A 22858-nucleotide genomic window follows, 5' to 3' on the forward strand; every position below is an offset into this window, starting at 1 on the left:
TCTCCAATTTTCAAATTAAAATTATGAACAACGTATACATCATAGACTATGTCAGAACTCCCATCTCAAAACTACAGGGAGGATTATCAGAAGTAAGAGCAGATGACCTGGCTGCTATTGTTATCAAAGAAGTGGTGGCAAGAAATCCAAATGTTCCTGTTGAAGAAATTGAGGACGTTATTTTTGGATGTGCGAACCAGGCAGGTGAAGATAACAGAAATGTAGCGAGAATGGGTCTTTTATTAGCTGGGCTTCCTTATAAAATAGGAGGTGAGACCGTAAACAGACTTTGTGCATCGGGAATGTCTGCTGTAGCTAATGCTTTTCGTTCGATTGCTGCAGGTGAAGGTGAAATTTATATTGCAGGTGGAGTAGAACATATGACACGTTCTCCATATGTAATGTCAAAACCTAGTGCAGCTTTCGGAAGAGACAGCCAGATGTATGATACTACTTTCGGATGGCGTTTTATCAACCCTAAAATGAAAGAGATGTATGGTGTTGACGGTATGGGTGAAACTGCAGAAAATCTTGCAGACATGCACCAGATCAACAGAGAGGATCAAGATAAATTTGCCCTTTGGTCTCAGCAGAAAGCTACAAAAGCGCAGGAAAGCGGAAGATTGGCTGAAGAAATTGTAAACGTTGAAATTCCACAGAGAAAAGGAGATCCCATCGTCTTTGATAAAGATGAATTTATTAAGCCTACATCTTCTATGGAAGGTTTAGGGAAACTTCGTCCTGCATTCAGAAAAGAAGGAACGGTAACGGCAGGAAATGCCTCGGGAATGAACGACGGCGCTGCTGCATTGATCTTAGCAAGTGAAGAAGCTGTTAAAAAATATGGTTTAAAACCTAAAGCTAAAATCTTAGGCTCTTCCGTAGCAGGTGTTGAACCAAGAATCATGGGGATCGGACCTGTAGAAGCTACTCAAAAATTATTGAAAAGATTAGACCTTTCTTTAGAAGATATGGACATTATCGAATTAAACGAAGCATTTGCTGCACAGGCTCTGGCCGTAACAAGAAGCTTAGGATTAAAAGATGATGACGCAAGAATAAACCCTAACGGTGGAGCTATTGCAATCGGACACCCACTGGGAGTTTCCGGAGCAAGAATTATAGGTTCTGCAGCGATGGAGCTTCAGAAACAAGATAAAAAATATGCATTGTGTACCCTTTGTATCGGTGTCGGACAAGGCTATGCAATGGTTATCGAAAAAGCATAATCAATTTGAAAGTGAGGTAATTTGAAAATTGAAAATGTTCGGCGAAATTGTTAATTTTCAAATTATCTCATTCTTAAATTTTCAAATTAAATAAAATGAACATCTACTCATATCACGGAATCCGTCCCATTATAAAGCCTTCTGCTTATATTCATCCGCAGGCGGTGATTATCGGTAATGTGGAAATCGGCGAAGAAGTATATATCGGCCCCAATGCAGTAATTCGTGGTGACTGGGGAAAAATTATCATTAAAGACGGAGCCAATGTACAGGAAAACTGTACACTTCACGTTTTTCCAAATATAGAAACCATTTTGGAAGAATCTGCCCATATTGGGCATGGAGCCATTATTCACTCCGGGCATATCGGAAAGAATTGCTTAATCGGGATGAATTCTGTTGTAATGGACAAAGCCTACATTGGTGATGAAAGTATTGTCGGAGCATTGGCTTTTGTACCAGCTAATTTCAGATGTGAGCCAAGGAAACTGATCGTTGGAAGCCCTGCGAAAATTATTCGTGATGTTTCTGATGAAATGATTCACTGGAAAACAGAAGGAACAAAACTGTATCAGGAATTAGCAAGAGAAGGAAAAGAAGCCATTTTACCTTGTGAACCGTTTACCGAATACGTTCAGCAGATTCCTACAAAAATTGTTGATTATAGCATTTGGGATGATGTAAAATAACTTTAATATGACACACCTAAACCTAACAGGTTTTTAAAACCTGTTAGGTTTAATTTCAGATTATAAATTATAAGCATAACAGTGAAAATATAAAATGATTAATACAGAAAGTTTTGAATTTGAAGGGATCTATCATATTTTCTCCCATGTAAATGGGACAGAAATTATTTTTCGCGAAGCTTCAAATTATCAATATTTTCTGGAAAAGGTAGAGAAATATATTCTTCCGATAGCTGATGTTTATGCTTATTGTTTACTACCTAATCACTTTCATTTATTACTTCGATTTAAGAATTTTGACGAGATAGATCATGAAAATGAACATCAGTTTTTAATGAAATCCTTCAGTGATTTATTGAATGCTTATGCAAAAGCTTATAATAAGGTTTATAACAGGAAAGGTGCTCTTTTTCTTAATACAATAAAGAGGAAAAAGATTCGGGATGAAAAATATTTGTTAAAGGTGCTGCATTACATTCATAATAATCCAGTTAATCACGGCTTTGTAAATCAAATTGAAGATTGGAGACATTCTTCGTATAATTCTTATATTAATGAAAAGAAGCCAAGTAAACTACAAAGGTCAGAAATAATGGACTATTTTGATACATTGAAAATCTTTATAGCCTATCATCGGTCTAATGTAGAGTATGATTTTATTGAATTAGAGTAGTATCAGTTAAAATAAAAATATAAGATTGATAAATCTGTAAATTACAATTAGTATTAAATCTATGATAAAAAAAGCTTTTATTTTTTGCAGTATTCTATGGGCTGCGAATTCTATGATGACGGGACAAACTGCAACGGTAAAACCGCTTACAATAGGAGAGGTAAGAACATTTAAATCTAAAACTTTAAATGAAGACAGAACCTTGAATATCTATTTGCCACAGGGATTTGACAAATCGAAATCATATCCTGTTATTTATCTTCTAGATGGAAGTATGAATGAGGATTTTATCCATGTTTCAGGATTAGTACAATTCTTTAATGAGATGTATTCTATGCCGGAAACAATTGTAATAGGAATTGCAAATGTGGATAGGAAAAGAGATTTTACTTTCCATACTGATATAAAAGATCTTCAGAAAGATTATCCTACAACGGGGCATTCTGATAAGTTTATTTCTTTTTTGGAAAAAGAATTGAAGCCTTATATTGAGAGCCAGTTTAAAACTACAGATAAATATATTTTCGGTCAGTCTTTAGGAGGGCTTGTGGCAACAGAGATCCTTTTGAAAAAGCCGGAAATGTTTGATAACTATTTTATCATCAGTCCGAGCTTATGGTGGGATGATGAGAGCTTATTGAAACAGGCAGGGCAATTACTATCCAAATCTCAGGATACCAAAAAGTTTGTCTATGTGTCTGTAGGAAAAGGAGAACATCCGGTAATGGTAAAAGATGCTGAAGAATGGTTCAATGTTTTGAAAAAGTCAAACAAGAAAAACTGGACAGTAGAATATAAAATGATGGAAACAGACAACCATGCTACAATTCTTCATAGAAGCTTATATGAAGGGCTGGTAAAAATGTTTCCCTATCAGGAACCGAAATAATTAATAAATGTAACAATAGACCAATGTGAAAATGTAATAATCCATTGTCGTGCTGAGCATAAACTGAAGGTTTACGAACGCAGTTCATGAAGTATCTCATTGATAAACCGATACATTTTTATATTGTTAAATTAAATATTTTATGGAAAAATTAAAAAACTATATCTACGGTGAATGGGTAGAAGGGACCGGGACCGGAATTCCTTTATACAATGCCGTTACAGGAGAGCAGGTTGCCGTTTCCGATACAGAAGGGCTTAATTTTGAACAAGCTTTGGATTACGGAAGAACAACAGGCTACAAGAACCTTTCTTCAATGACGTTCTATGACCGTGGAGAGATGTTAAAAAAAGTAGCTCTTTACCTGTTGGAAAGAAAGAAAAAATACTACGAATTATCTTATAAAACCGGAGCCACTCACGTGGATTCATGGGTGGATATTGAAGGAGGTTTTGGAACCTTCTTTACCTACTCGGGATTAGCAAAGAGAATGCTTCCCAATACTCCGTTCTGGGTGGATGGGGATACTCAGAAAATTTCTGCTAACGGAACTTTCCTGGGAACTCATATTTTAACACCAAGTGAAGGGGTTTCTGTTCAGATCAATGCCTACAATTTTCCTGTTTGGGGAATGTTGGAAAAGTTATCCACATCATTGTTAGCAGGAGTGCCGTCCATTGTAAAGCCATCTCCTTTCGGATCTTATCTTACGAACGCAGTTTTCCAGGATATGATTGAAAGTGGAATTTTACCCGAAGGAGCAATCCAGCTTGTTTGTGGAGAACCTGGAAATATTCTGGATTATGTAAAGGATGGAGATTCTGTATTATTTACAGGTTCTGCTACTACGGGAAGAAAGCTGAAATCACTTCCATCCGTTGCAGGAAATGCCGTTCGTTTCAATATGGAAGCAGATTCTTTGAACTGTTCTATCCTAGGGTTGGAAGCAAAACCGGGAACTCCGGAATTTGATTTATTCATCAAAGAGGTTCGTAACGAAATGACCACCAAAGCAGGGCAGAAGTGTACGGCAATCAGAAGAATTATTGTTCCTGAACATTTAATCGGGGATGTACAGAATGCATTATCTAAAGCTTTAGACCAAACAAAAATAGGAAACCCGCTAAGCAGAGAAACCAAAATGGGTTCCTTGGTAGGAAAACAGCAGTATGAAGAAGTTCTGAGAAAAGTAAACATGCTAAAATCAGAAACAGAGCTTGTATATGATGGGAAACACGAACTTGTAGATGCAGACTATGAAAAAGGAGCATTCATGAGTCCTAAATTATTCCTTAATGATAAACCTTTCGAAAAAAATATTTCTCATGATGTAGAAGCTTTCGGGCCGGTATCTACATTGATGCCGTATAAAGATGCAGAAGAAGCTGCTGCTTTGGCAAAAAGAGGAAAAGGAAGTTTGGTAGGATCCATCATTTCTCACGATGAAAATTTTATCGCAGAAACTTCATGGAAAATGGCTTCCCAACACGGACGAATCTTTGTGTTAAACAGAGACAACGCTAAGGAAAGCACAGGACATGGTTCACCACTTCCTACATTAATGCATGGAGGCCCTGGTAGAGCAGGAGGCGGAGAAGAAATGGGAGGACTAAGTGGTCTTCATTTCTTCCTGCAGAAAACGGCTATTCAGGGATCTCCGGATGTACTGAAAGCGATTACTAAAATTTATCAGCAAGGAGCAGAGAAGAAGTTCTCAGATAAGCATCCTTTCCAGAAATACTTCGAAGAAGTTGAAGTAGGAGATTCTCTAGAAACAGCAGGAAGAACAGTTACTGATGCAGATATCGTAAACTTCTCCAATGTTTCATGGGATCATTTCTATGCTCATACTGATGCTACAAGTTTATCGGGTACAATCTTTGACAAAACTGTAGCTCACGGATATTTCATCCTTTCAGCAGCGGCAGGATTATTCGTTTCCGGGAAAAAAGGACCTGTAATTGCTAATTACGGATTGGAAGAGTGTAGCTTCTTCAAACCAGTATATGCGGGAGATACAATTACCGTTTATTTAACTGCAAAAGAAAAAATCAACAGAGGCGTAAAAGGAAGAAATATTCCATCAGGAGTAGTAAAATGGCTGGTTGAAGTGATTAACCAAAGAGATGAGGTCGTTTGTGTGGCAACTATTTTGACTTTGGTGGCAAAACAATCTCCTTTCATCGATCTGAATGTGAAAAATGTTCAGAAAATATTGAGTGGATTAACAGAAAGTACTCCTTCTCAATGGGGGAAAATGTCTCCGCAGCAAATGATTGAGCACCTGGATCAGGCTTTATTGGTAAGTTTAGGTGAGCCTGAAGCAGATAAATGCTTCACTCCTGAAGAACATTTGGAAAAATGGCAGGATTCCCTTTACAATCACAGAGCAATGCCGAAAGAATTTACGGCTCCGTTTTTACCACAGGACGGTTCACTTCCGGATCCTGTACACAAAAATCTGGATGCTGCAAAACAATCCTTCATTGATAATTTGAAAAGATTTGTCGTGTATTACAAAGAAAATCCTCAGGCAGAACATATGAATTATGTATTCGGAAAACTGAATAAAGAAATGTGGGAACTGATGCATAAAAAGCATTTTACCCACCACTTCCAACAGTTTGGATTGATTTAATTCAGATAAAATATAAATTTACAGTCCCTTTAGGTTTTTACTTAAAGGGATTTTTTTAAACCATGTCAAGGTTCAAAGGCTTGACACAGTTTAATTTAAAAGAAATTTTTTAACTTTCTAAGATGAATTAAAAAACACAAAGATGGCAGATATCAGAACTACTTCAATCGAAGCGGATTGTTTTTACCATATTTATAATCGTGGTATTAACGGAGAAAATATTTTTAAGTCAGATCGGAATTATTCGTTTTTTCTCAATAAAGTTTTTGAATTTCTTATTCCTGTCTGTGATATATACGCTTATTGCCTTATGCCCAATCATTTCCATTTTTTAGTCAGGATAAAATCTGACTTTGAACTGGATAGCTTTGTCAAGGTTCAAAATCTTGCCAATGCTACGAAAACAGGACTCCATTCTCCTCAGAATATTTTCTCAAAGCAATTTGCCCGGATTTTCAATTCTTACTCCCAGGCTTTTAATAAAGAAAATAAAAGACATGGCTCTCTTATTGAATCTCCATTTAAAAGAAAATTAATTACCTCAGATAAATATTTGATTAACGTAATAATTTATATTCATCAAAATCCACAATATCATTCTTTTATTGATCAGTTTTCAAAATATAATTTTTCCTCTTATCAATCCATTTTGAGTACATCAAAAACTTTACTGAAAAGGGATGAGGTTATTGACCTGTTTGATAACAGAGAAAACTTCATACTAGCACATCAAAAGACAAAGACGGGTGAATCCTTGTCAAGGTTTTAAACCTTGACAAGGATAAAAACCGGCATCCAATCCAGGAATCACTTCTTACACAGAAGATTTTGACGAGAAGTAAATGAGTAGTACCTTTAAAGCTCAAATCATAAAATAAAAAAATAATGAACGAAAGCTGGATGCAAAAATGGGAGAAAGTAAAAGATATTCTTATCTCACCTGTAGATATTGAAAGTTATTTTACTTCTGATGAAATAATGGATAAGAAAATGGAAGTGATGGAAATAGGAAATGTTTCTCTGCCTTCCGGAAAAGTAATTGTAAGAGATCCACTGGTATTCCTCAGTGCACGGGAGAAACCTTATTTTGTAGAAGTACCCAAAGGGAATTTCCCTGTAAAAATTGCCGTGGTAAAACTGGAAGAATGGGGAGACCGGTATAGTGCGGTGAAAGTAGAATTCACAAAAGAAAAACCTGTGATATACAGAGAAGCGCTAATTGGAATTGAAGATCTTGAAGACATTAATGAAGGAGATTATTTCGGATTTGCAGTAGATGCAGGGTTAGGATGTATTACCGATGTGGAAGTGGTTCCTTATGTAGATAAATTTATTTCAGAATTAAATGTAGATAATGCTTACGATGACTATTTCGCTGAATTGTTTGCGAAAAGCTACAAAGAAGACCCTGCAAATCAGAGAGAGCTGGGGGATTGGATCAATTGGACCGTTCCCAATACAGAATACCAGATTCCAATGTTTGCCACTGGAATAGGAGACGGTACTTATCCGGTTTATTTTGCTTATGATGCACAAGGAAAAATATGTGGTCTTTATATTCAATTTATTGATATTGAATTAGCACTATCAGATAACGACGAAGATGATGAGGACGAAGATGATGAAGTTTCTGATCAGGCGGATAATTTCGTCTTTTTAAAATAATTTTTCAATGAATAAAACTTTTGCAGATCAGGTTATTGAATTCAATAAGAATCTCTCATATTCAGGAGAACTTCCGGAAGGTTTTCAGGTTATGAATCCATACCTGGATAATCCGGAAACAATGATTGTGATGCAAAAGTTTTATAACAAATATTATAATGATTCCAACCAGAGAAAATTTATCATAGGAATCAATCCCAGCCGTCATGGAGCCGGAGTTACAGGAGTACCGTTTACCGATACCAAAAGACTGGAAAGCATATGTGGTATAAAAATGGAATCTGCCCGTACCCACGAAGTTTCCTCAGTTTTTATGTATGATATGATTGCTGACTATGGTGGTGCAGATCTTTTTTATAAAGATATTTATATCAATTCCCCATTTCCTTTGGCTATTGTAAGACAAACAAAAAACGGGTGGCTCAATGCCAATTATTATGATGACAAAGGGCTTTTTGAATCTGTAAAACCTTTTATGATAGAATCTCTGAAAAAACATATCAGTCTCAATATTGACACCTCAGAAGTTTTCATCCTTGGAAAAAAGAATGCTGATTTTATCTCAAAATTAAATAAAGAGGCCCAATTATTTGAAAGGATGACTGTCCTGGAACATCCCAGGTATATCCAGCAATACAAGTCAAAAGAAAAACAATTGTATATTGATAAGTATATTCTGGCCCTAAAAAAGGAAGAATCCCCAAATCATTGACGATTAAGGGACTTTTCCATTCATGTATTAGAATCTTTACTTGAGGGAACAATACTTATGTAAAATTTAAAATCTTATTTTTTAATAACTTTACTGGATCCGTTGGCTGTTTTAATAAAATAAACACCTTTTGGATAATCAGAAATACTGATTTCATTCATCCCTTTTTTAATCTGTAAGCTTTGTAATAATTTTCCATCCTGGCTGTAAATCTGTGCCTCAGAACTATTCTCTGCTTTGATAGATAAAGGTCCGGTAGTAGGATTTGGATAAATACTCATATTTTTCTGGGAAGCTTTACTTTCTGTGGTTCCCAATACAATATTGCTGTCTTTTACCCAGGTGAAAGCATCTAAGGCAACATACCTGAATCCACCGTTAGCGGTTATTTGAAGTTCATCAATAACAATATTTGAATAATTCTGGCCATTTAAATTTGTCAGATCAATGAGTGTGTAACCGTTTGTACTTCCCAGAGATGTTACAAAACCGTTTGTCTTTGTTTGGGTAAATTTTGTTATCCCACTCAATTTTCCGGTGACAGTCAAACTTCCTGTTACATTGAGATCCAGGTTGAGTGCAGAAAGATACATCCAGAATCTATTTACTTTAAATAAATTGGATGTGGTTTTAATACCGAAAGATGGTGGTGAAGCCATATCATTGGAATTATCAATATATCTGTTATCGAATGTTGTTCCATTCCAGCCTGTTGCAGGAAAATTAGCTTGAATATCGAAAACACTGACATATGAGATAATATTAAAAATTACTCCGTTATCCGTAAAGCTGGTGCTTCCGTTTGATTCTGTTTCAAAAGACTCTGTACTCGTCTGCCCGAATGAAAAAATTGAAATGAGCAGACTACAGATCGTTAAAAAGGTAGTGCTTTTCATGATTTCTGTTTTAAATGTTAGTTTATTGTGTGAATAGTATTATCCACGTGAAGGATAGACCCCTTCTACGCAGATGATATAGTTTAAGCCCAGATAGGGAGGCATATTATTGATTGGAAGATTTTGTCCAACAAATGCAATAGATTGTGCATTAATGGCTGTATCCGGATTCGCGTTGTTTACAAAACTTGTAACAGCATTGAAATCTCTTCCTACTTGTGTGCCTGTGATAGCAATAGATGCTGCAGCTGTAGGAGTAGAAGTATTGGCATTTTTATTTGCCACTTTCAATTGAAATCCGGCACCTATACTTGGTAGATTCTGAGCTAGCAAAGTGGTTTGTTCACTTCCGGAAACAACACCTAGTGGATAAAATTTATTGGCATTTACGTTACCTGCACCCAGAGCCATACGTCCTTTTAGATTAGGCAACGCAAAAGTAGTGATGCCGTCGCCACCATAAGTTGTTCCCAGAATAGAAAACAAAGCGCTGTTTTGAGCGATGCCTAATAAGCTTCCGTCACAAAACATCCAGCCTCTTGGTGCAAAATTTCCGGCAAATAACTTGACAATTCCAATGTATTCTTCCATGATATATAGTTTTTCAGTTTTTTTAATTTTCCTACTCTGTTTCGCTGGCTTTTCGGATTCCGCCCATTGGTTTGATTTAGTAAGCCAAAGGAACAACGAATAAAAAAACAGAACTAGAGTAGAAAATACCAAATTATCAAGTCCGTATTTCTACGTAATAAAAGTTGAATAAATACCCCATAATTTGTAGGACTTAAGTTTCTCTGAAAGCACTGTATTTAGTATTTTTGTAAGAATCCAATAAAATTAAAAATGAACGAATTCGTAGCATCAGAAATTAAAAATAATATCGCCGAAATTACTTTCGGAACCCCAAAAAGCAATTCTCTTCCGGGAGCCATCTTAGAAAAACTGGCGCAGACTATTCTTGAAGAAGGTGCTAAAGATGAGGTGAAGGCAATTTTGGTAAAAAGCGAAGGCGAAAAAGCTTTTTGTGCAGGAGCCAGCTTCGATGAGTTATTAGCTATTGACGAATTGCAAGCTTCAACTCAATTTTTCGGTGGTTTTGCTAAAGTTTTAAATGCGATGAGAAACTGTGGGAAAATTGTAGTGGTAAGAGTGCAGGGAAAAACTACCGGTGGAGGAGTTGGTATTGCCTGCGGTGCAGATTATTGCTTTGCAACCAAAGATTCCGCTTTAGCACTTACAGAAATTAATTTAGGAATCGGACCTTTCGTCATCGGCCCTTACGTAGAAAGAAAAATTGGTAAATCACAATTTTCGGCAATGGCTATTGACGCGGATTTCAGATCTGCTGAGTGGGCGGAGCAACATAATGTGTATCATTCCGTTTCAGAAACTATTCAGGAAATGGATGAAAAGCTTGAGAAGTTTTTACAGACATTGGCTTCGAGAAGCAGTGAAGCATTAGCATTGATTAAGAAAGTTTCATGGGAAGGTACAGATCATTTCAATGAATTGATGCCGGCAAGAATTCACATGAGTGCAAGCCTGATTCTGGAAGATTCTGCAAAGAAAAATATCGAAGCCATTAAAGAAAGATTAAGAGCAAAGTAAATAGTAACTTGTTTAAAAATAGATAGCCGTTGATAGATTCAACGGCTTTTTTATTTTGACAGAATGAGAACGTTTAATTGACCATTAGAAATTCTCTTTATAAATGATAAAAAAAATTTTGCAGATTAAAAATAAATTATAACTTTGTAATTCAAAGTTCTTTTTATGGAGACAAAAAACTATCACGAAGATTTATCCCATATCCGTTCCATGATGGAGCGGTCTTCCCGATTTATTTCTTTGAGCGGATTATCCGGAGTTGTTGCCGGTGTAGTTGCCCTGTTGGGTGCCGGATATGCTTATTATGCCATGGAAAGAGAAAAAGTAAACTATACTCATGGTGGCAGGCTGTTTTATGACAAGTCTTTAGTACAGGAATTAGTATTGACGGGACTTATCGTGTTAGTAATAGCTGTTTTGAGCGGATATATTTTTACTGCGAATAAAAGCAAGAAGAAGGGACTGAAAATATGGGATGCCACTACAAGACGATTGATAGTAACCTTTGCAATTCCTTTAGCAGCCGGTGGAATATTTTGTTCAGCTCTTATTTTCCATCACTTATTCGTATGGATTGCTCCGGTAACCTTGATTTTCTATGGGTTGGCTTTGGTAAGTGCCGAAAGATACACATTACCGGATATCAAATATTTGGGATATTGTGAAATAGTCTTAGGTCTTTTAGCCTCATTTGTATTAGGATGGGGATTGGTCTTCTGGTCAGTCGGTTTCGGCGTTTTGCATATTGTTTACGGACTGATTATGCATAAAAAATATAAATAAAAACTAAATTTGCAGCTCTTTAGTCGCTACTTCTATAGCCTGCAACCTAAGATCTGCAATTTATTACCTCATTATGATAAAAATAAATCAACTCAATAAAGAATTCGAAAGCCGTGTAAGACTGGGGATTATGTCCGTTCTTATGGTCAACGACTGGGTTGATTTCTCTGAAATGAAAGGCTTGCTCGAAATCACAGATGGTAACCTGGCCAGCCACAGCAGCGCTTTGGAAAAAAACGGGTATATTGAAGTAAAGAAGGAATTTGTGGGAAAGAAGCCCAAAACATCTTATCGTGTAACCCAGAGTGGGAGACAGGCTTTTACAGAACATCTGGATGCGCTTGAAAAATTATTGGGAAGGTAAGTCCTATATTTTTTTGCTTTTTAACTTTGTAATTCAAAGTTCTTTGTTATTTGAAATTTAAAAACTATTATATTTTATGAAAGACCAGGAAATAATAAACTTAGGCAAATCGATATTCGGATTATGCTTTTTATTGGGAAGTATTTGCCTTTTCGGATTTATAATAACACGGTTCAATGAATTTGCTTTTGGAGGGTATGTGTTGCTTGGCTTTGGTACTGTAATCAATGTACTGATCGTTTTCGGTCTGTTGATTTATGGTGCCATAAACACACGTCAACTGAATGTCTGCCTCAAAGCCGTTGGAATCATTGCTATCAATATTCCCATTGCTATTCTTTATGCCATAATAGGAATTAATCTTCTTTAAATAAATACATTATGAAAAAAATACGCGTTGCCTTTCTGCTTTTGGTGTATGATAAAACGCAGAAATTGTACAGAAAATATTTTAAAAAGAAAAAACGACAATGGCAGTTTAATGAGAAGCAGCTGCTGGAATTTCAGGAAGATTCTCTCGGAAGAAAGCTCGGTGAGTTTTATAGGAAACATGGCTTCTCAATGATTCCCAAAATGGAAAATCACGATGTTCACCATCTGATTACAGGATGCGGAACCCATTTTGAAGATGAAATTGCCATGCAGTATCTCTTACTGGGAAATGGTAAACTCAATGCCCACCTTTTGGCTGCCGTCGTTTTAGGAACAATTATTCTGCCTGAATATGTGAAAATTTATATCAAAGCATATAAAAAAGGTCAGAACATGAGAGCATTTCATCACTGGGACTTCGAAGAATTACTATGGCAGAATTTTGAACATGTGATGGATTTTATTCAGCAGAAAGAAACCGTTGTACTTCATTAGTTGTCAGATGAAAAATATAAAATTCAGCAATCAGGGGAAAAGCACGTTCCTGATATCTTCTGTAATAAGCCCCCATTTTATAAGTGGCTCTCTTTCCTCTTTTTAATTTTTAAATCATTTAATCTCATGAAAACACATCATTATATAGTATTGACCGCCTTTTTATTTGTTATTCTGTTTTATGATCAGGATATAGGCCTTAACCTTGGAATTCTTGCCATTGCCTATGCGGTACTCACCTTATTCCGAACCCCGGAAAGAAACAGAACCCGGACTTTTCTTATCCTTTTCGTCACAAGTATGCTCTCGGCAATTGCTTTTGCATGGTACGGAGATTTCCCGTCTTTCCTGGCGGTGGCAAGCTCTCTGCTTCTTTTTGCCTACAGATCAAAAAACAGAAAAATGAAAATCCTTTTCCTTGTTCCCGTTTTTGTGATCAACTGTCTTACCTCATTTTGTAGATTTTTCAGCTTTGATCAATGGCTGCCCAAGAAAAATGTTCCCGGATTATGGCAAAAAACTTTAGCCTTTATCTTAATTCCTTTGGTGCTTGTTTCTGTTTTTTTCGGAATCTATTCAGCCGGGAGTAATCATTTCGCAGCACTTTTTACAGACTATGAACTGGATATTAATTTGTGGCAGGTATTCTGTCTTTTTGTTTTGGGATTTTTTATCGCATTTAATTACTGGAACTACGCTGTTGAAAAGCTGATCTATAAAACCAATCATGTATTGGATAACGATTTTTCAAAGGATTCCCGGGTTCCAAAAGCCACTTACTCCTTTCTGGATCTGGACGCCGAAAGGATGAGCGGAGTAATCTCTTTTCTTTTATTGAATATCTTACTGGTCTTTTTCATCATTACTTATAACTACGAACAGTTCTATGAAGTTTCAAAGACACCGGTTCAGCTTTCGGAAGAAACTCATGAGAGAGTGAATGCAGTGATTATGTCTATTATTATGTCCATCCTGGTGATTATGTTTTACTTTAAATCCGGTTTTAATTTTGATCCTAAGGCAGGTTTGATGAAGGTTTTAGCCAAAATCTGGATTTTTCTGAATGGCGTTCTTGTCGTATCGGCAGCCGCAAAAAATTATGATTACATTCTCAGTTACGGGTTTACCTACAAAAGACTGGGGGTATTTGCATTCCTGATTTTATCTCTTGTTGGACTTGCTTTAACTTTTATTAAAATTCAGAAGAAAAAAAGAAATGCATTCATGTTTAATACCATGACCTGGTATATGTATGGAACGATCCTGGTGTGCAGCTATATCAACTGGGGCGGTATTATTACTTCTCAAAATATGAAGCGTAAGGATTTTGTAGTAAACTATCATCTTAATTCTATTAATTTCAGTGATAAGTATCTTCTGAAATATGCTGAAGAGAAAGATAACCAGAAGCTTAAAAACGATATACATGATAAAATTGAGGACGAAAAGGCCAAAACATTCCTTTCAAAAATTATGTATTATCAAACGATTAAATAGCCTGATTATGAAAATATTATTGAAATCCCCAAGATTTACAATGAATGCATTGTTGGGATTGATGACTTTATTTTGTTTCAGTCTCTCTCTTTTCAGATATTACATCACTGAAACCAAAGTGTTTTTCTTTTTGAACTGGAATTTATTTTTGGCCTGGATACCGTTGTTATTAAGTTCGCTGATTATAGTTTCGAAAACTAAAAGTAAAATATCAATTCTGTTAATTATTGCAGTCTGGATTTTATTTTTTCCAAATTCACCCTATATCCTTACCGATCTTTTTCATTTAAAAGCAAGAAATGCCATACCCATCTGGTATGATCTCATTGTTATTCTTTCTTATGCATGGACGGGGCTGATCTGTGGTTTTATAAGCCTTAATGATATTGAAAAATTACTTTCCGATTACGGGAACAACAAATGGGTGACCGGAGTAGTTATAATTTTCCTTTTTATGAGCAGTTTTGGGGTTTACCTTGGACGATTTTTAAGATGGAACAGTTGGGATATTCTCAATAACCCTTTCGGATTATTTAATGATATTATTGTACGATTTATATATCCAATGGAGTATACAAAAACCTGGGGAGTAACCATTTTAATGGGAATCATGCTTAATTTTATGTATTTCACATTTAAATCAATAAGAAACAATAATGATACAATACCACAACTTGAAAAGTAAGCAAATAATGAAGAATTGGAACAATTTTAGCATGTAAAAAGACTTAACTAAATGTTGAATTGGAACATCCATAAATTATTTATTATGAAAAAAAGCTTATTGTTAATTCCATTGATTATTATTTCATGTAAAAAAGAAGCCAACGTAACAGAAGTACCGGGTAAAGATTCTACCATTGTCTCGGAAATGCCGGATTCTGCGTATAAAGCTGATTCGATAGCTTTAAGGAAAAAAGATTCAATTATTAACAATGCACCTGCCACAAAAGAGGTTTTGCAAAAAGGAGTCATGAGAAGTGAAAAAGAAGGACAGGTCATAAGAACAGCCGATGCCTCCCAATTGCCTTTCACTTTAGGTGAAGAATTTACAAAAGATGGGCAGGAGTTGGTATTAAAACTTACTAATTACAATCAGCCTAATATTAAGGCTAAGATTTTAACCAAAGAAAAAGATTTTAATATCCGTTTTAATCAGATAAAACTTCCTAATGGAGATTATGACGGACCTTTCAGTAGAGATATTACCTATGAAACTCCGGGAAAAGGAGAAGTATGGCTGATCATCGGAAAAAGTAATATGGCTTCAGGAAATACGAAAGGAAGCTTTACCGTAAGTGTTGAATAAGATTAATGAATTTGGTATAATTTCTGCAAACTTATCTTTAAGTTTAAATTTAATATTATGAAAAATATCGTTCTAACAGCAATGGCCGCTTCAGCTGTACTTGTAAGTTGCGGAACCGTACAATCGCTGGTTCAGAATACGTTTCCATACACAACCAGTGTTTTAATCTCAACAGGTGTACCTGCTGATAAAGAAGTTTCCTCTACCGCTACTGCTACCAATGTACAAACATGGTTCGGAGGAAATAATAATGCCAAAATTAAAGATGTAAGAATTTCAGATGCAAAAATTTCTGTAGCTTCACCTTCAGGAGGAAACCTAAGCGCATTCAAGTCCGTGAAAATTTATGTTTCATCATCCGGAACCGGCGAAAGACTTATCGCATCTCGTTCCAATATATCTACCAATTCTTCCAGCCTGAATCTGGATCTTAATGATACAGGATATCTTGATGAGATTGTGAAAAGTTCAGGATTGACCGTAAGAACTGTTTATGAACTGAAAAACCAAACCACTTCAGACATGAACATTAAAGTAGCACTTAATTTCAGCAGTGTTCCTGCGAAATAGTTTTTATAAAAGTTTATTATAAGAAAACGTCTTTCAATAATTTGAAAGACGTTTTTGATTGTTAGTTTGTTTAAAGCTTTATGAATTTTTCAACCACTCTTCGCGGTCCATCATTAATATTGATGAGGTACTGACCAGGTTGAAGGTGAGAAATATTGATCTTTTCATTAGGGGAAACTGTACTTTTTATGACAGATCGTCCTTGCATATTGATAATTTCAAAATCAAGTTTTTTGTCTTCAGTATTTTGAAGGCTAATGTAGCTACCTGAAGGATTAGGATACACTTTTACTTCTAACGAAGGGAGAGTTTTAACCGGTGTTGCCAGTTTTCCTTCCAATTGTAAGATGGCATTTTTTACATTGGGAAGAGGTCCTATTTTTTGATTGGCAACTGTACCGCCTTGAGGAATTCCTGTAGTTATTAAAAGGTTTTTCATCGCTGTAGGTGTCAGATTTTGCCCCGTAGTCTGACGATAGAAAGATTGAATCAATATTGCTGCAGAAGCCACCGTAGGAGTGGCAGAACTTGTTCCGCTGAAGTAATTGTATGTTCTGTTGTCATCATTATCATATTTAGCATACGAACCATAGCCTGCCGCTAAAACATTGCTTCCCCAACCCTGTACATCGACTCTGTTTCCGAAGGTACTGAAACTTAATTTTGAATGAGTCGTGTTAGGAGAGCCTGCGCCTACAATAATTGCCCCACTGTTTCCTCTTGCCATATATGCAGCATAAAAAGGATCATCAAGATTCTGATTTCCGTTACCTGCCGCGGCAATAATGATAATCCCGGAATCTGTAGCTGCTTTTGTCATATCCCAGATTACTTTATCATATTCTGCAGGACAATATTGCCCGTCTTTACCTCCAGTCTGCATTTCATATAAAATAATATCGCCGGCCTGAGAAGCATTAATGGATCTGCTGACGGCAGTAGCTCTGTTGTATCCAACCGTTGTCCATTCCATGTAACCTTTTATTTCAGAGGTGTTGTATGCAGCACCGGTAAGCCCAATATTATCTTTTACAGAACCCAGAATACTTACCACAGCTGTTCCATGATCTCTGTAATTATTTCCCGATAACCCTGAATTGGGACTGTATCCCGGCTCCAGTTGGATAGAGTTTTGATTAGCCAGCATTTCATGAGTTTTGTAAAAACCATATTCTACATCACGGACCCTGATATTTTGGCCTGTAATTCCTCTGGACCATGCATATTTGGCGTTGATTCCCGGGTTATCATTCAGGTAAGTCTGAACACTTTCCAAATCCGGAGTAGCAACAAACATATTAATTAAAGGAGGTTCAACCGGCGTACCACTCATGATGGAAACATATTCTACTTCTGGAAACCTTTCAAGTGCATGAGCCAGTTTTTGGGTAGAGCTTTCATCCTGAAGAGAAAGATTGGCCTTGAATATTCTTGTCAGTTTTTCCACAGACTCGGTTGAATTGCCGTTTGCCTTACTGTTTCTGGCCATATCAGAGATTTTTTCTTTACTAAATCCAAGATCATAAGTAAAGGATATTCCGTTTCCTCTGGCAAATTTTTCAAGTTCAGAATTTTTGGTAAATGCTGCTTTTTCTGAAGTAATTCCTTTAGAAAAACAAACATAAATATTGGCGTTTACATCATGATCTCCGTTCGATGGTTTTTGTCCGAAAGACAAGGAAAAACAGGACATAAACAAGAAAAGTTTAATTTTTGTTTTCATATAAATTTTATTAAATGGTTGTGAATTTGATTATGTTGAATCAAAAATAATAATAAAATGAAAACAAATCACATTTTTGTGAAATTATTTTAAGTTGTGCTTTCTTAAGGGAAGCACGGAGATTTCTGTCTGAGAAATTGTAGAATGAAAGGGAGTTTCAAATAAAAAAAGCGTCTCCTAATAGGTTGGGAAACGCTGTTGATTTTTTTTATTCAATATATTTTAATTGTAATAATATCCTTCTGATATGTCCGGTAATAAAAGCATTGTTATTGGTGAGCCAAACAATAGACATCTGCTTTTCAGGAATGATCATAAGATGTGATTTAAAACCTCCCTGATCTCCGGCATGTTCAATAACTTTTACCTTTTCTTCCGTTTTTATTCCGGAATAGAACCCGTTATGAACGAACCAGATTCCGGTGTGATCGGCCATTTTTTCACTTTTCCAGTTAGAAGGTTTCCAGACGGTTTTGGATTCTTCGATAGTCTTACAATCTGTAAATTTACATTGTTGAAGAGCCGAAATGTATTTTTTCAAGTCCTCAACAGAGCTCCATACACCACCATTTCCGGCAGCCGCAAAAGTTGGGGATTCACCATAATCATATTCTTCGTAGGCATTTTTTCTGAGAACATATCCGTGAGCTACACCTTTATCCGGAAAACTACCGTCAGTAATAGTCGTATTTTTCATCCCTGAAGGCTTGAATATATTTTCTGCAATAAAATGCTGCCATTTTGTATGGCTTGTTTTTTCAATAATTAAAGCAAGTCCATTATAAGCAGGATTGGAATAATTCGATTTCGTTCCCGGCTCAAATTCCAGTGAGTCTGTTAATTTTAATGGATTAAAATTTTCTTCGTCCTTCGCTGTCAGATAAAATATACTGTCTTTGTCAACATGTCTGATATCCGGAAGTCCGGAAGTATGGCTTAGAAGATGACGAAGGGTGATGCCGGAAACAACTTTTCTGTTTTTGAAGTCGGGGAAGAACTTCAGAAGAGGATCTTCAAGGGAAAGCTTTTTCTTATTCCGGAGAATCAGGATTCCATAAGACACAAAAGTTTTTGTGATTGAACCTAAATTAGATACTGTTTTATTGGTAAATTTTTCCTTTGTTTTGAGGTCGGCAAGTCCAAATGAATTTTCATAGAGTATCTTATCCCCTTGTTGAATCAAAATACTTCCTCCGGGATCATTTTCATTAAAAACCTTTGAAAACGCAGAGTCAAGTTTTGTTTTTAAAAGCTCTTCCCGGTTTTGTCCGTAGCAAATAAATGTTGTCGTAAGAATCAAGAAAAGAGAAGCTTTTGCTTTTAAATAAAAATGAATAAACATGGTTTTTGCGGTTTTAGTTTTAAATGTTTCTTATAATTCTGATGCTTCTTTTTCTTTGTGATAAAAAATAGTTTTTTTATTCATGATCTCGTATTCAATCCCTATACTGTCCTTATTAACGTCTACAAGTCTCGCCTTTTGGATGGGTTGGTTTTCTCCCTCAATGTCGTTGGTAAAATGATCCTGAAATACCTTTTCTACAATAAACAAATAAGGAGTTTGGTAAATGCCTTTTTCAATAATTCCTTCTTTTTTGTAGACAGAAATCTGGGGTTTATGTAAGACATTCGGACGTGTTCTTTCAATTCTGTAAGTATCATCAAGCTGAATTTGCTGATAATCATCCAGCGTAGAAAAATAATTGACCAAAGCAAAGAAAGGAATCATCATCGGCAGCATGCTCAAAAGTATGGTAAAGGCCAGGAATACAAAATAAGCCTTCATGATCTTTTTTTTCCAAAACCAGATGATCATAAATAGGGTCATGGCCAACCAGATCCAGTTGATGATTTTATCAGTATAATAGCCGGAAAAGCTATAATGATTAAAACTTAAAATAACTTCTGTAAGAAAAATTAAACTGACGATCGAGTAGAGTATGGTGATGTGGGTATTCTTCATTTTATCATCAGCTTTTGGTGATTGAATCCATCACAATCGTTACAGGTCCGTCGTTGATAAGAGAAACTTTCATGTCGGCACCAAAAATTCCACTTGCTGTTTTTAACCCTGATTTTGCCATTTCCTCTTTAAAATAATCAAATAAAGGAACTGCTTTATCAGGTTTGGCTGCTTTTATAAATGATGGTCGGTTTCCCTTTTTATAATCTGCAATCAAGGTAAATTGGCTGATGCAGAGAATCTCTCCCGAGATATCTTTTACCGAAAGGTTGAGTTTGTCGTCTTCATCTCCAAAAATTCTGAGATTTAAAACTTTTTGTACCAACCAGTCAACGTCTGTTTTTTCATCATTTTCATCAACACCTACCAGTAGTAGTAAGCCTTTTCCGATTTCTCCGACGATTTTTCCGTCTACTTTTACATGGGCTTCTGAAACTCTTTGTACAACGATCTTCATTTTAAAATAATAATGGTCAACAATATTTGTGTTTTTTCTTAAAAGAATGTAAGTATCCTGGAATCAAATTATAATTCTGTTTCTTTTTAAGCTTAAAAATAGAATGTTACCATTTTATTGCTATCCTACATGGAAACTTAATTTCTAAGTTTCATTTCTTTTCAAAATTTTATACGTAAAAATACTGTTTTTATTCATATCATTGCCTGTCTTTACACATTTATGAATCCAGGATTGATGGACCCTTTTCTTTCTTAAGGACGATGGAAGTAATGTTCAATCTTTTTTAGGAAAGGTTTTGCCAAATTTCCAGAGATCGATTGTAAAGCGTTGAGAAAATAAAAACTAAAAAAAGAATACCATGAAGAAGATGATTGCTTTATTATTACTGATTTTCAACGGTCTGCTATTTGCCCAAAATGACCGGTTCATTTATGAACTCAAATATAAGAGAGATTCCGTCTCCGCGGAGATTACAAAAGAAAATTATTATCTGGATATTACCAAAGATGATGTTGCCTACTACAACAGGTTGTATTACATAAGAGACTCCATATTTACTGCGACAGGAATGCATGGATTTCAGGGATTTAAATTAACTTCATTTTTAACCAAAAAATTAAATAGTTCTCTATATGAAAACTATGAATATATCGGTGACGTCAACTTTTATAAAATCGAAGAACCTGTACATCTTGATTGGAAAATTTCAAATGATACAAAGATGATTAATGAATTGAAAGTTCAAAAAGCAGAAATATATTTTGGAGGAAGAAATTGGACCGCCTGGTTTACGCCGGAAATCCCTTTATCATATGGACCATATAAATTCAATGGTTTGCCGGGACTCATTACGGAAATGTATGATGATAAAAAGAATTATATTTTCAAACTGGTTAAAAGTGAAAAAATTCCGGAAAATTATGAGAGTTATAATGTGAAGGAATTTAGGAAAGGCGCAATACCCACCAATTATAAAAAGCTATCCACATTAAAACTGGAATTATATAAAGATCCGTTTAAGTATGTTTTTAACGGAAAACTCAGTATTCCCGAAGGAAAGAAACTGCTGCTTGATGACGGAACTATTTTAAGCAAAGATGAATTAAAACCTGCTGAGAAAAGAGAAAGAGAAAAAATCAGATCATTCAATAATCCTATAGAGCTGGATAAGGCTGTTAAATACCCGAACTAGAGTAAAAAACCACAATACTTTTATTGTGGTTTTTTATTGATATTTAGTAGTAAATACTTAAAGTTTTGGTTGCCGCATCATAATTATAAGGATAGGTTTTAGGAGGAAGTGAGGTTTTAGAACCTGATTCCGGCTGCCCGGTTCTTAAGATCCATCGGGTATTATCTGCAGGACATATAATGGCGATATCATCCTTTACTTCAAGTGTCGTGTTGTTGGCAGGACATAAATGAGGTGCATTACGGTCATACGCTTTGAATCCATTTCCGGTGTTGACAACGATTAATCCCCTTGTTCCGGATTGTTGTTCATTGATGTAAACCCAGCCATTATTATAGTTCAAATTATTGTAGGCAGGCAGGTTTAAATTTAATGTAACGTTGATTGGATTATTCGGAAAGCAGCTTACGGTATCTTCTCTACTTCCGCAAGAGTTTATAGATAAATTACTGAAAATCAATAAAGTAAAAAAGGATATTATTGAGAAAGTTTTTTTCATTTGAATTTAAATTTTTATATATTTGTAAAAATTAAACGATTATAACACGTAAAACATTGTCCGGCAAATGTCGGATTATTTTTTTATACTAAAACTAAATTTTGAAAATTATGGCAAGCTACGTAACTAAGGAGGGGCTAGAGAAAATGAAAGCTGAGCTGGAACAGTTGGAAACTGTGGAAAGACCAAAGATTACTCAACAGATCGCTGAAGCAAGAGACAAAGGAGATTTGTCTGAAAATGCAGAATATGATGCGGCTAAAGAGGCTCAAGGTATGCTTGAGATGAGAATTTCCAAGCTTAAAGATGTTATTTCTACCTCTAAGATTATAGACGAAAGCCAATTAGATACTTCAAAAGTTTCTATCCTGACAACGGTGAAACTTAAAAACAATGCGACTAAACAAGAGCAGGTATTTACATTGGTGCCGGATAACGAAAGTGACCTTAAAACAGGGAAGATCTCTGTAAATACACCTATTGCAAAAGGCCTTCTTGGAAAAGTGGTAGGAGAAACTGCGGAAATCACGCTACCAAACGGAAATAAACTTTCTTTTGAAGTATTAGACATTACTTTATAGTCTGATCACAACTTTCCATTTCTAACTTCTCACATCTAACCTCTAACTTCT

Annotated in this window: 26 protein-coding genes; 19 read left to right on the forward strand and 7 right to left on the reverse strand. The window is 35.6% G+C overall.

The genetic code is table 11. From position 1 onward, the window contains the following. Nucleotides 1–23: 23 nt before the first annotated feature. The 8 genes from pcaF to EG342_RS08770 all read left to right on the forward strand — a co-directional run bounded on the left by pcaF (nucleotide 24) and on the right by EG342_RS08770 (nucleotide 8495). Nucleotides 24–1229, forward strand: a complete 1206-nt coding sequence (gene pcaF, locus EG342_RS08735; protein ID WP_103294273.1) for a 3-oxoadipyl-CoA thiolase — start codon at nucleotides 24–26, stop codon at nucleotides 1227–1229. Nucleotides 1230–1324: 95 nt separating this feature from the next. Then, entirely contained in the window at nucleotides 1325–1918 is a 594-nt protein-coding gene (locus EG342_RS08740) for an acyltransferase (protein WP_047382988.1), read from the forward strand. A gap of 94 nt (nucleotides 1919–2012) precedes the next feature. Continuing rightward, nucleotides 2013–2591: a transposase gene (locus EG342_RS08745; RefSeq protein WP_103294272.1), complete on the forward strand. Its 579-nt coding sequence runs from the start codon at nucleotides 2013–2015 to the stop codon at nucleotides 2589–2591. A gap of 61 nt (nucleotides 2592–2652) precedes the next feature. Continuing rightward, nucleotides 2653–3480, forward strand: coding sequence for an alpha/beta hydrolase (locus EG342_RS08750; protein ID WP_103294271.1), 828 nt, complete (start codon nucleotides 2653–2655; stop codon nucleotides 3478–3480). Nucleotides 3481–3622: 142 nt separating this feature from the next. Further along, nucleotides 3623–6118 (forward strand): phenylacetic acid degradation bifunctional protein PaaZ, encoded by a 2496-nt coding sequence (paaZ, locus tag EG342_RS08755; protein ID WP_103294270.1) that lies wholly within the window; start codon nucleotides 3623–3625, stop codon nucleotides 6116–6118. A gap of 142 nt (nucleotides 6119–6260) precedes the next feature. Next, complete coding sequence (locus tag EG342_RS08760) at nucleotides 6261–6887, forward strand: transposase (protein ID WP_103294269.1); 627 nt, start codon at nucleotides 6261–6263, stop codon at nucleotides 6885–6887. Nucleotides 6888–7003: 116 nt separating this feature from the next. Then, nucleotides 7004–7783 carry a DUF4241 domain-containing protein gene (locus EG342_RS08765; RefSeq protein ID WP_103294268.1) on the forward strand — a complete coding sequence of 260 codons (780 nt, stop codon included), beginning with the start codon at nucleotides 7004–7006 and terminating at the stop codon, nucleotides 7781–7783. Nucleotides 7784–7790: 7 nt separating this feature from the next. Next, on the forward strand, nucleotides 7791–8495 hold the full coding sequence (locus tag EG342_RS08770; RefSeq protein WP_103294267.1) for an SMUG2 DNA glycosylase family protein: 705 nt from the start codon (nucleotides 7791–7793) through the stop codon (nucleotides 8493–8495). Nucleotides 8496–8569: 74 nt separating this feature from the next. Here the strand turns inward: EG342_RS08770 and EG342_RS08775 are convergent, their stop codons facing one another. Then, nucleotides 8570–9391, reverse strand: coding sequence for a T9SS type A sorting domain-containing protein (locus EG342_RS08775; protein ID WP_103294266.1), 822 nt, complete (start codon nucleotides 9389–9391; stop codon nucleotides 8570–8572). A 39-nt stretch (nucleotides 9392–9430) separates the two neighbouring features. Beyond that, a complete protein-coding gene (locus tag EG342_RS08780) occupies nucleotides 9431–9982 on the reverse strand; it encodes a phage tail protein (protein WP_103294307.1) in 552 nt (183 codons plus the stop codon). 252 nt (nucleotides 9983–10234) lie between these two features. Here EG342_RS08780 and EG342_RS08785 point away from each other — a divergent pair, with 252 nt between their 5' ends. From EG342_RS08785 to EG342_RS08825, 9 genes are all read left to right on the forward strand, one after another. Continuing rightward, nucleotides 10235–10999 (forward strand): enoyl-CoA hydratase/isomerase family protein, encoded by a 765-nt coding sequence (locus tag EG342_RS08785; protein ID WP_103294265.1) that lies wholly within the window; start codon nucleotides 10235–10237, stop codon nucleotides 10997–10999. A gap of 165 nt (nucleotides 11000–11164) precedes the next feature. After that, nucleotides 11165–11782: a hypothetical protein gene (locus tag EG342_RS08790; RefSeq protein WP_164465163.1), complete on the forward strand. Its 618-nt coding sequence runs from the start codon at nucleotides 11165–11167 to the stop codon at nucleotides 11780–11782. A gap of 73 nt (nucleotides 11783–11855) precedes the next feature. Continuing rightward, complete coding sequence (locus EG342_RS08795) at nucleotides 11856–12146, forward strand: winged helix-turn-helix domain-containing protein (protein WP_103294264.1); 291 nt, start codon at nucleotides 11856–11858, stop codon at nucleotides 12144–12146. Between the two features lie 76 nt (nucleotides 12147–12222). Beyond that, nucleotides 12223–12516: a hypothetical protein gene (locus EG342_RS08800; protein ID WP_103294263.1), complete on the forward strand. Its 294-nt coding sequence runs from the start codon at nucleotides 12223–12225 to the stop codon at nucleotides 12514–12516. 11 nt (nucleotides 12517–12527) lie between these two features. Next, nucleotides 12528–13013 (forward strand): Coq4 family protein, encoded by a 486-nt coding sequence (locus EG342_RS08805; protein ID WP_103294262.1) that lies wholly within the window; start codon nucleotides 12528–12530, stop codon nucleotides 13011–13013. A gap of 126 nt (nucleotides 13014–13139) precedes the next feature. Next, on the forward strand, nucleotides 13140–14510 hold the full coding sequence (locus EG342_RS08810; RefSeq protein ID WP_103294261.1) for a DUF4153 domain-containing protein: 1371 nt from the start codon (nucleotides 13140–13142) through the stop codon (nucleotides 14508–14510). A gap of 7 nt (nucleotides 14511–14517) precedes the next feature. Continuing rightward, a complete protein-coding gene (locus tag EG342_RS08815; protein ID WP_103294260.1) occupies nucleotides 14518–15195 on the forward strand; it encodes a DUF1361 domain-containing protein in 678 nt (225 codons plus the stop codon). 84 nt (nucleotides 15196–15279) lie between these two features. Next, nucleotides 15280–15819 (forward strand): hypothetical protein, encoded by a 540-nt coding sequence (locus EG342_RS08820; protein ID WP_103294306.1) that lies wholly within the window; start codon nucleotides 15280–15282, stop codon nucleotides 15817–15819. Nucleotides 15820–15876: 57 nt separating this feature from the next. After that, complete coding sequence (locus EG342_RS08825; protein WP_103294259.1) at nucleotides 15877–16389, forward strand: hypothetical protein; 513 nt, start codon at nucleotides 15877–15879, stop codon at nucleotides 16387–16389. Between the two features lie 70 nt (nucleotides 16390–16459). Here EG342_RS08825 and EG342_RS08830 read toward each other — a convergent pair whose 3' ends face one another. From EG342_RS08830 to dtd, 4 genes are all read right to left on the reverse strand, one after another. Then, on the reverse strand, nucleotides 16460–18112 hold the full coding sequence (locus EG342_RS08830) for a S8 family peptidase (protein ID WP_103294258.1): 1653 nt from the start codon (nucleotides 18110–18112) through the stop codon (nucleotides 16460–16462). A gap of 208 nt (nucleotides 18113–18320) precedes the next feature. Then, nucleotides 18321–19454 carry a serine hydrolase domain-containing protein gene (locus EG342_RS08835; protein WP_103294257.1) on the reverse strand — a complete coding sequence of 378 codons (1134 nt, stop codon included), beginning with the start codon at nucleotides 19452–19454 and terminating at the stop codon, nucleotides 18321–18323. Nucleotides 19455–19484: 30 nt separating this feature from the next. Beyond that, nucleotides 19485–20075 (reverse strand): hypothetical protein, encoded by a 591-nt coding sequence (locus tag EG342_RS08840; protein WP_103294256.1) that lies wholly within the window; start codon nucleotides 20073–20075, stop codon nucleotides 19485–19487. Nucleotides 20076–20082: 7 nt separating this feature from the next. Then, nucleotides 20083–20532 carry a D-aminoacyl-tRNA deacylase gene (gene dtd, locus EG342_RS08845; protein ID WP_103294255.1) on the reverse strand — a complete coding sequence of 150 codons (450 nt, stop codon included), beginning with the start codon at nucleotides 20530–20532 and terminating at the stop codon, nucleotides 20083–20085. Nucleotides 20533–20893: 361 nt separating this feature from the next. Between dtd and EG342_RS08850 the strand changes: the two genes are divergently transcribed. Further along, a complete protein-coding gene (locus EG342_RS08850; protein ID WP_103294254.1) occupies nucleotides 20894–21727 on the forward strand; it encodes a GLPGLI family protein in 834 nt (277 codons plus the stop codon). Between the two features lie 43 nt (nucleotides 21728–21770). On the opposite strand, the gene EG342_RS08855 is transcribed toward EG342_RS08850, so the two are convergent. Then, the gene (locus EG342_RS08855) at nucleotides 21771–22226 is read right to left on the reverse strand and encodes a Rieske (2Fe-2S) protein (RefSeq protein WP_103294253.1); all 456 of its coding nucleotides are present in this window, start codon (nucleotides 22224–22226) and stop codon (nucleotides 21771–21773) included. A gap of 110 nt (nucleotides 22227–22336) precedes the next feature. Here EG342_RS08855 and greA point away from each other — a divergent pair, with 110 nt between their 5' ends. Beyond that, a complete protein-coding gene (gene greA / locus EG342_RS08860) occupies nucleotides 22337–22807 on the forward strand; it encodes a transcription elongation factor GreA (protein WP_103294252.1) in 471 nt (156 codons plus the stop codon). Nucleotides 22808–22858 lie beyond the last annotated feature (51 nt).

Origin of the sequence: Chryseobacterium lactis, from assembly GCF_003815875.1 — a bacterium.
Taxonomy (GTDB): domain Bacteria; phylum Bacteroidota; class Bacteroidia; order Flavobacteriales; family Weeksellaceae; genus Chryseobacterium; species Chryseobacterium lactis.

Coding starts and splice junctions, on each gene's coding strand:
- EG342_RS08765 (WP_103294268.1), top strand. CDS start 7,004: ATGAACGAAAGCTGGATGCAAAAATGGGAGAAAGTAAAAGATATTCTT.
- EG342_RS08840 (WP_103294256.1), bottom strand. CDS start 20,075: ATGAAGAATACCCACATCACCATACTCTACTCGATCGTCAGTTTAATT.
- pcaF (WP_103294273.1), top strand. CDS start 24: ATGAACAACGTATACATCATAGACTATGTCAGAACTCCCATCTCAAAA.
- EG342_RS08790 (WP_164465163.1), top strand. CDS start 11,165: ATGGAGACAAAAAACTATCACGAAGATTTATCCCATATCCGTTCCATG.
- EG342_RS08800 (WP_103294263.1), top strand. CDS start 12,223: ATGAAAGACCAGGAAATAATAAACTTAGGCAAATCGATATTCGGATTA.
- greA (WP_103294252.1), top strand. CDS start 22,337: ATGGCAAGCTACGTAACTAAGGAGGGGCTAGAGAAAATGAAAGCTGAG.
- EG342_RS08805 (WP_103294262.1), top strand. CDS start 12,528: ATGAAAAAAATACGCGTTGCCTTTCTGCTTTTGGTGTATGATAAAACG.
- EG342_RS08785 (WP_103294265.1), top strand. CDS start 10,235: ATGAACGAATTCGTAGCATCAGAAATTAAAAATAATATCGCCGAAATT.
- EG342_RS08815 (WP_103294260.1), top strand. CDS start 14,518: ATGAAAATATTATTGAAATCCCCAAGATTTACAATGAATGCATTGTTG.
- EG342_RS08770 (WP_103294267.1), top strand. CDS start 7,791: ATGAATAAAACTTTTGCAGATCAGGTTATTGAATTCAATAAGAATCTC.
- EG342_RS08825 (WP_103294259.1), top strand. CDS start 15,877: ATGAAAAATATCGTTCTAACAGCAATGGCCGCTTCAGCTGTACTTGTA.
- EG342_RS08820 (WP_103294306.1), top strand. CDS start 15,280: ATGAAAAAAAGCTTATTGTTAATTCCATTGATTATTATTTCATGTAAA.
- EG342_RS08750 (WP_103294271.1), top strand. CDS start 2,653: ATGATAAAAAAAGCTTTTATTTTTTGCAGTATTCTATGGGCTGCGAAT.
- dtd (WP_103294255.1), bottom strand. CDS start 20,532: ATGAAGATCGTTGTACAAAGAGTTTCAGAAGCCCATGTAAAAGTAGAC.
- EG342_RS08780 (WP_103294307.1), bottom strand. CDS start 9,982: ATGGAAGAATACATTGGAATTGTCAAGTTATTTGCCGGAAATTTTGCA.
- EG342_RS08740 (WP_047382988.1), top strand. CDS start 1,325: ATGAACATCTACTCATATCACGGAATCCGTCCCATTATAAAGCCTTCT.
- EG342_RS08810 (WP_103294261.1), top strand. CDS start 13,140: ATGAAAACACATCATTATATAGTATTGACCGCCTTTTTATTTGTTATT.
- EG342_RS08775 (WP_103294266.1), bottom strand. CDS start 9,391: ATGAAAAGCACTACCTTTTTAACGATCTGTAGTCTGCTCATTTCAATT.
- EG342_RS08745 (WP_103294272.1), top strand. CDS start 2,013: ATGATTAATACAGAAAGTTTTGAATTTGAAGGGATCTATCATATTTTC.
- EG342_RS08830 (WP_103294258.1), bottom strand. CDS start 18,112: ATGAAAACAAAAATTAAACTTTTCTTGTTTATGTCCTGTTTTTCCTTG.
- EG342_RS08760 (WP_103294269.1), top strand. CDS start 6,261: ATGGCAGATATCAGAACTACTTCAATCGAAGCGGATTGTTTTTACCAT.
- EG342_RS08855 (WP_103294253.1), bottom strand. CDS start 22,226: ATGAAAAAAACTTTCTCAATAATATCCTTTTTTACTTTATTGATTTTC.
- EG342_RS08850 (WP_103294254.1), top strand. CDS start 20,894: ATGAAGAAGATGATTGCTTTATTATTACTGATTTTCAACGGTCTGCTA.
- EG342_RS08795 (WP_103294264.1), top strand. CDS start 11,856: ATGATAAAAATAAATCAACTCAATAAAGAATTCGAAAGCCGTGTAAGA.
- EG342_RS08835 (WP_103294257.1), bottom strand. CDS start 19,454: ATGTTTATTCATTTTTATTTAAAAGCAAAAGCTTCTCTTTTCTTGATT.
- paaZ (WP_103294270.1), top strand. CDS start 3,623: ATGGAAAAATTAAAAAACTATATCTACGGTGAATGGGTAGAAGGGACC.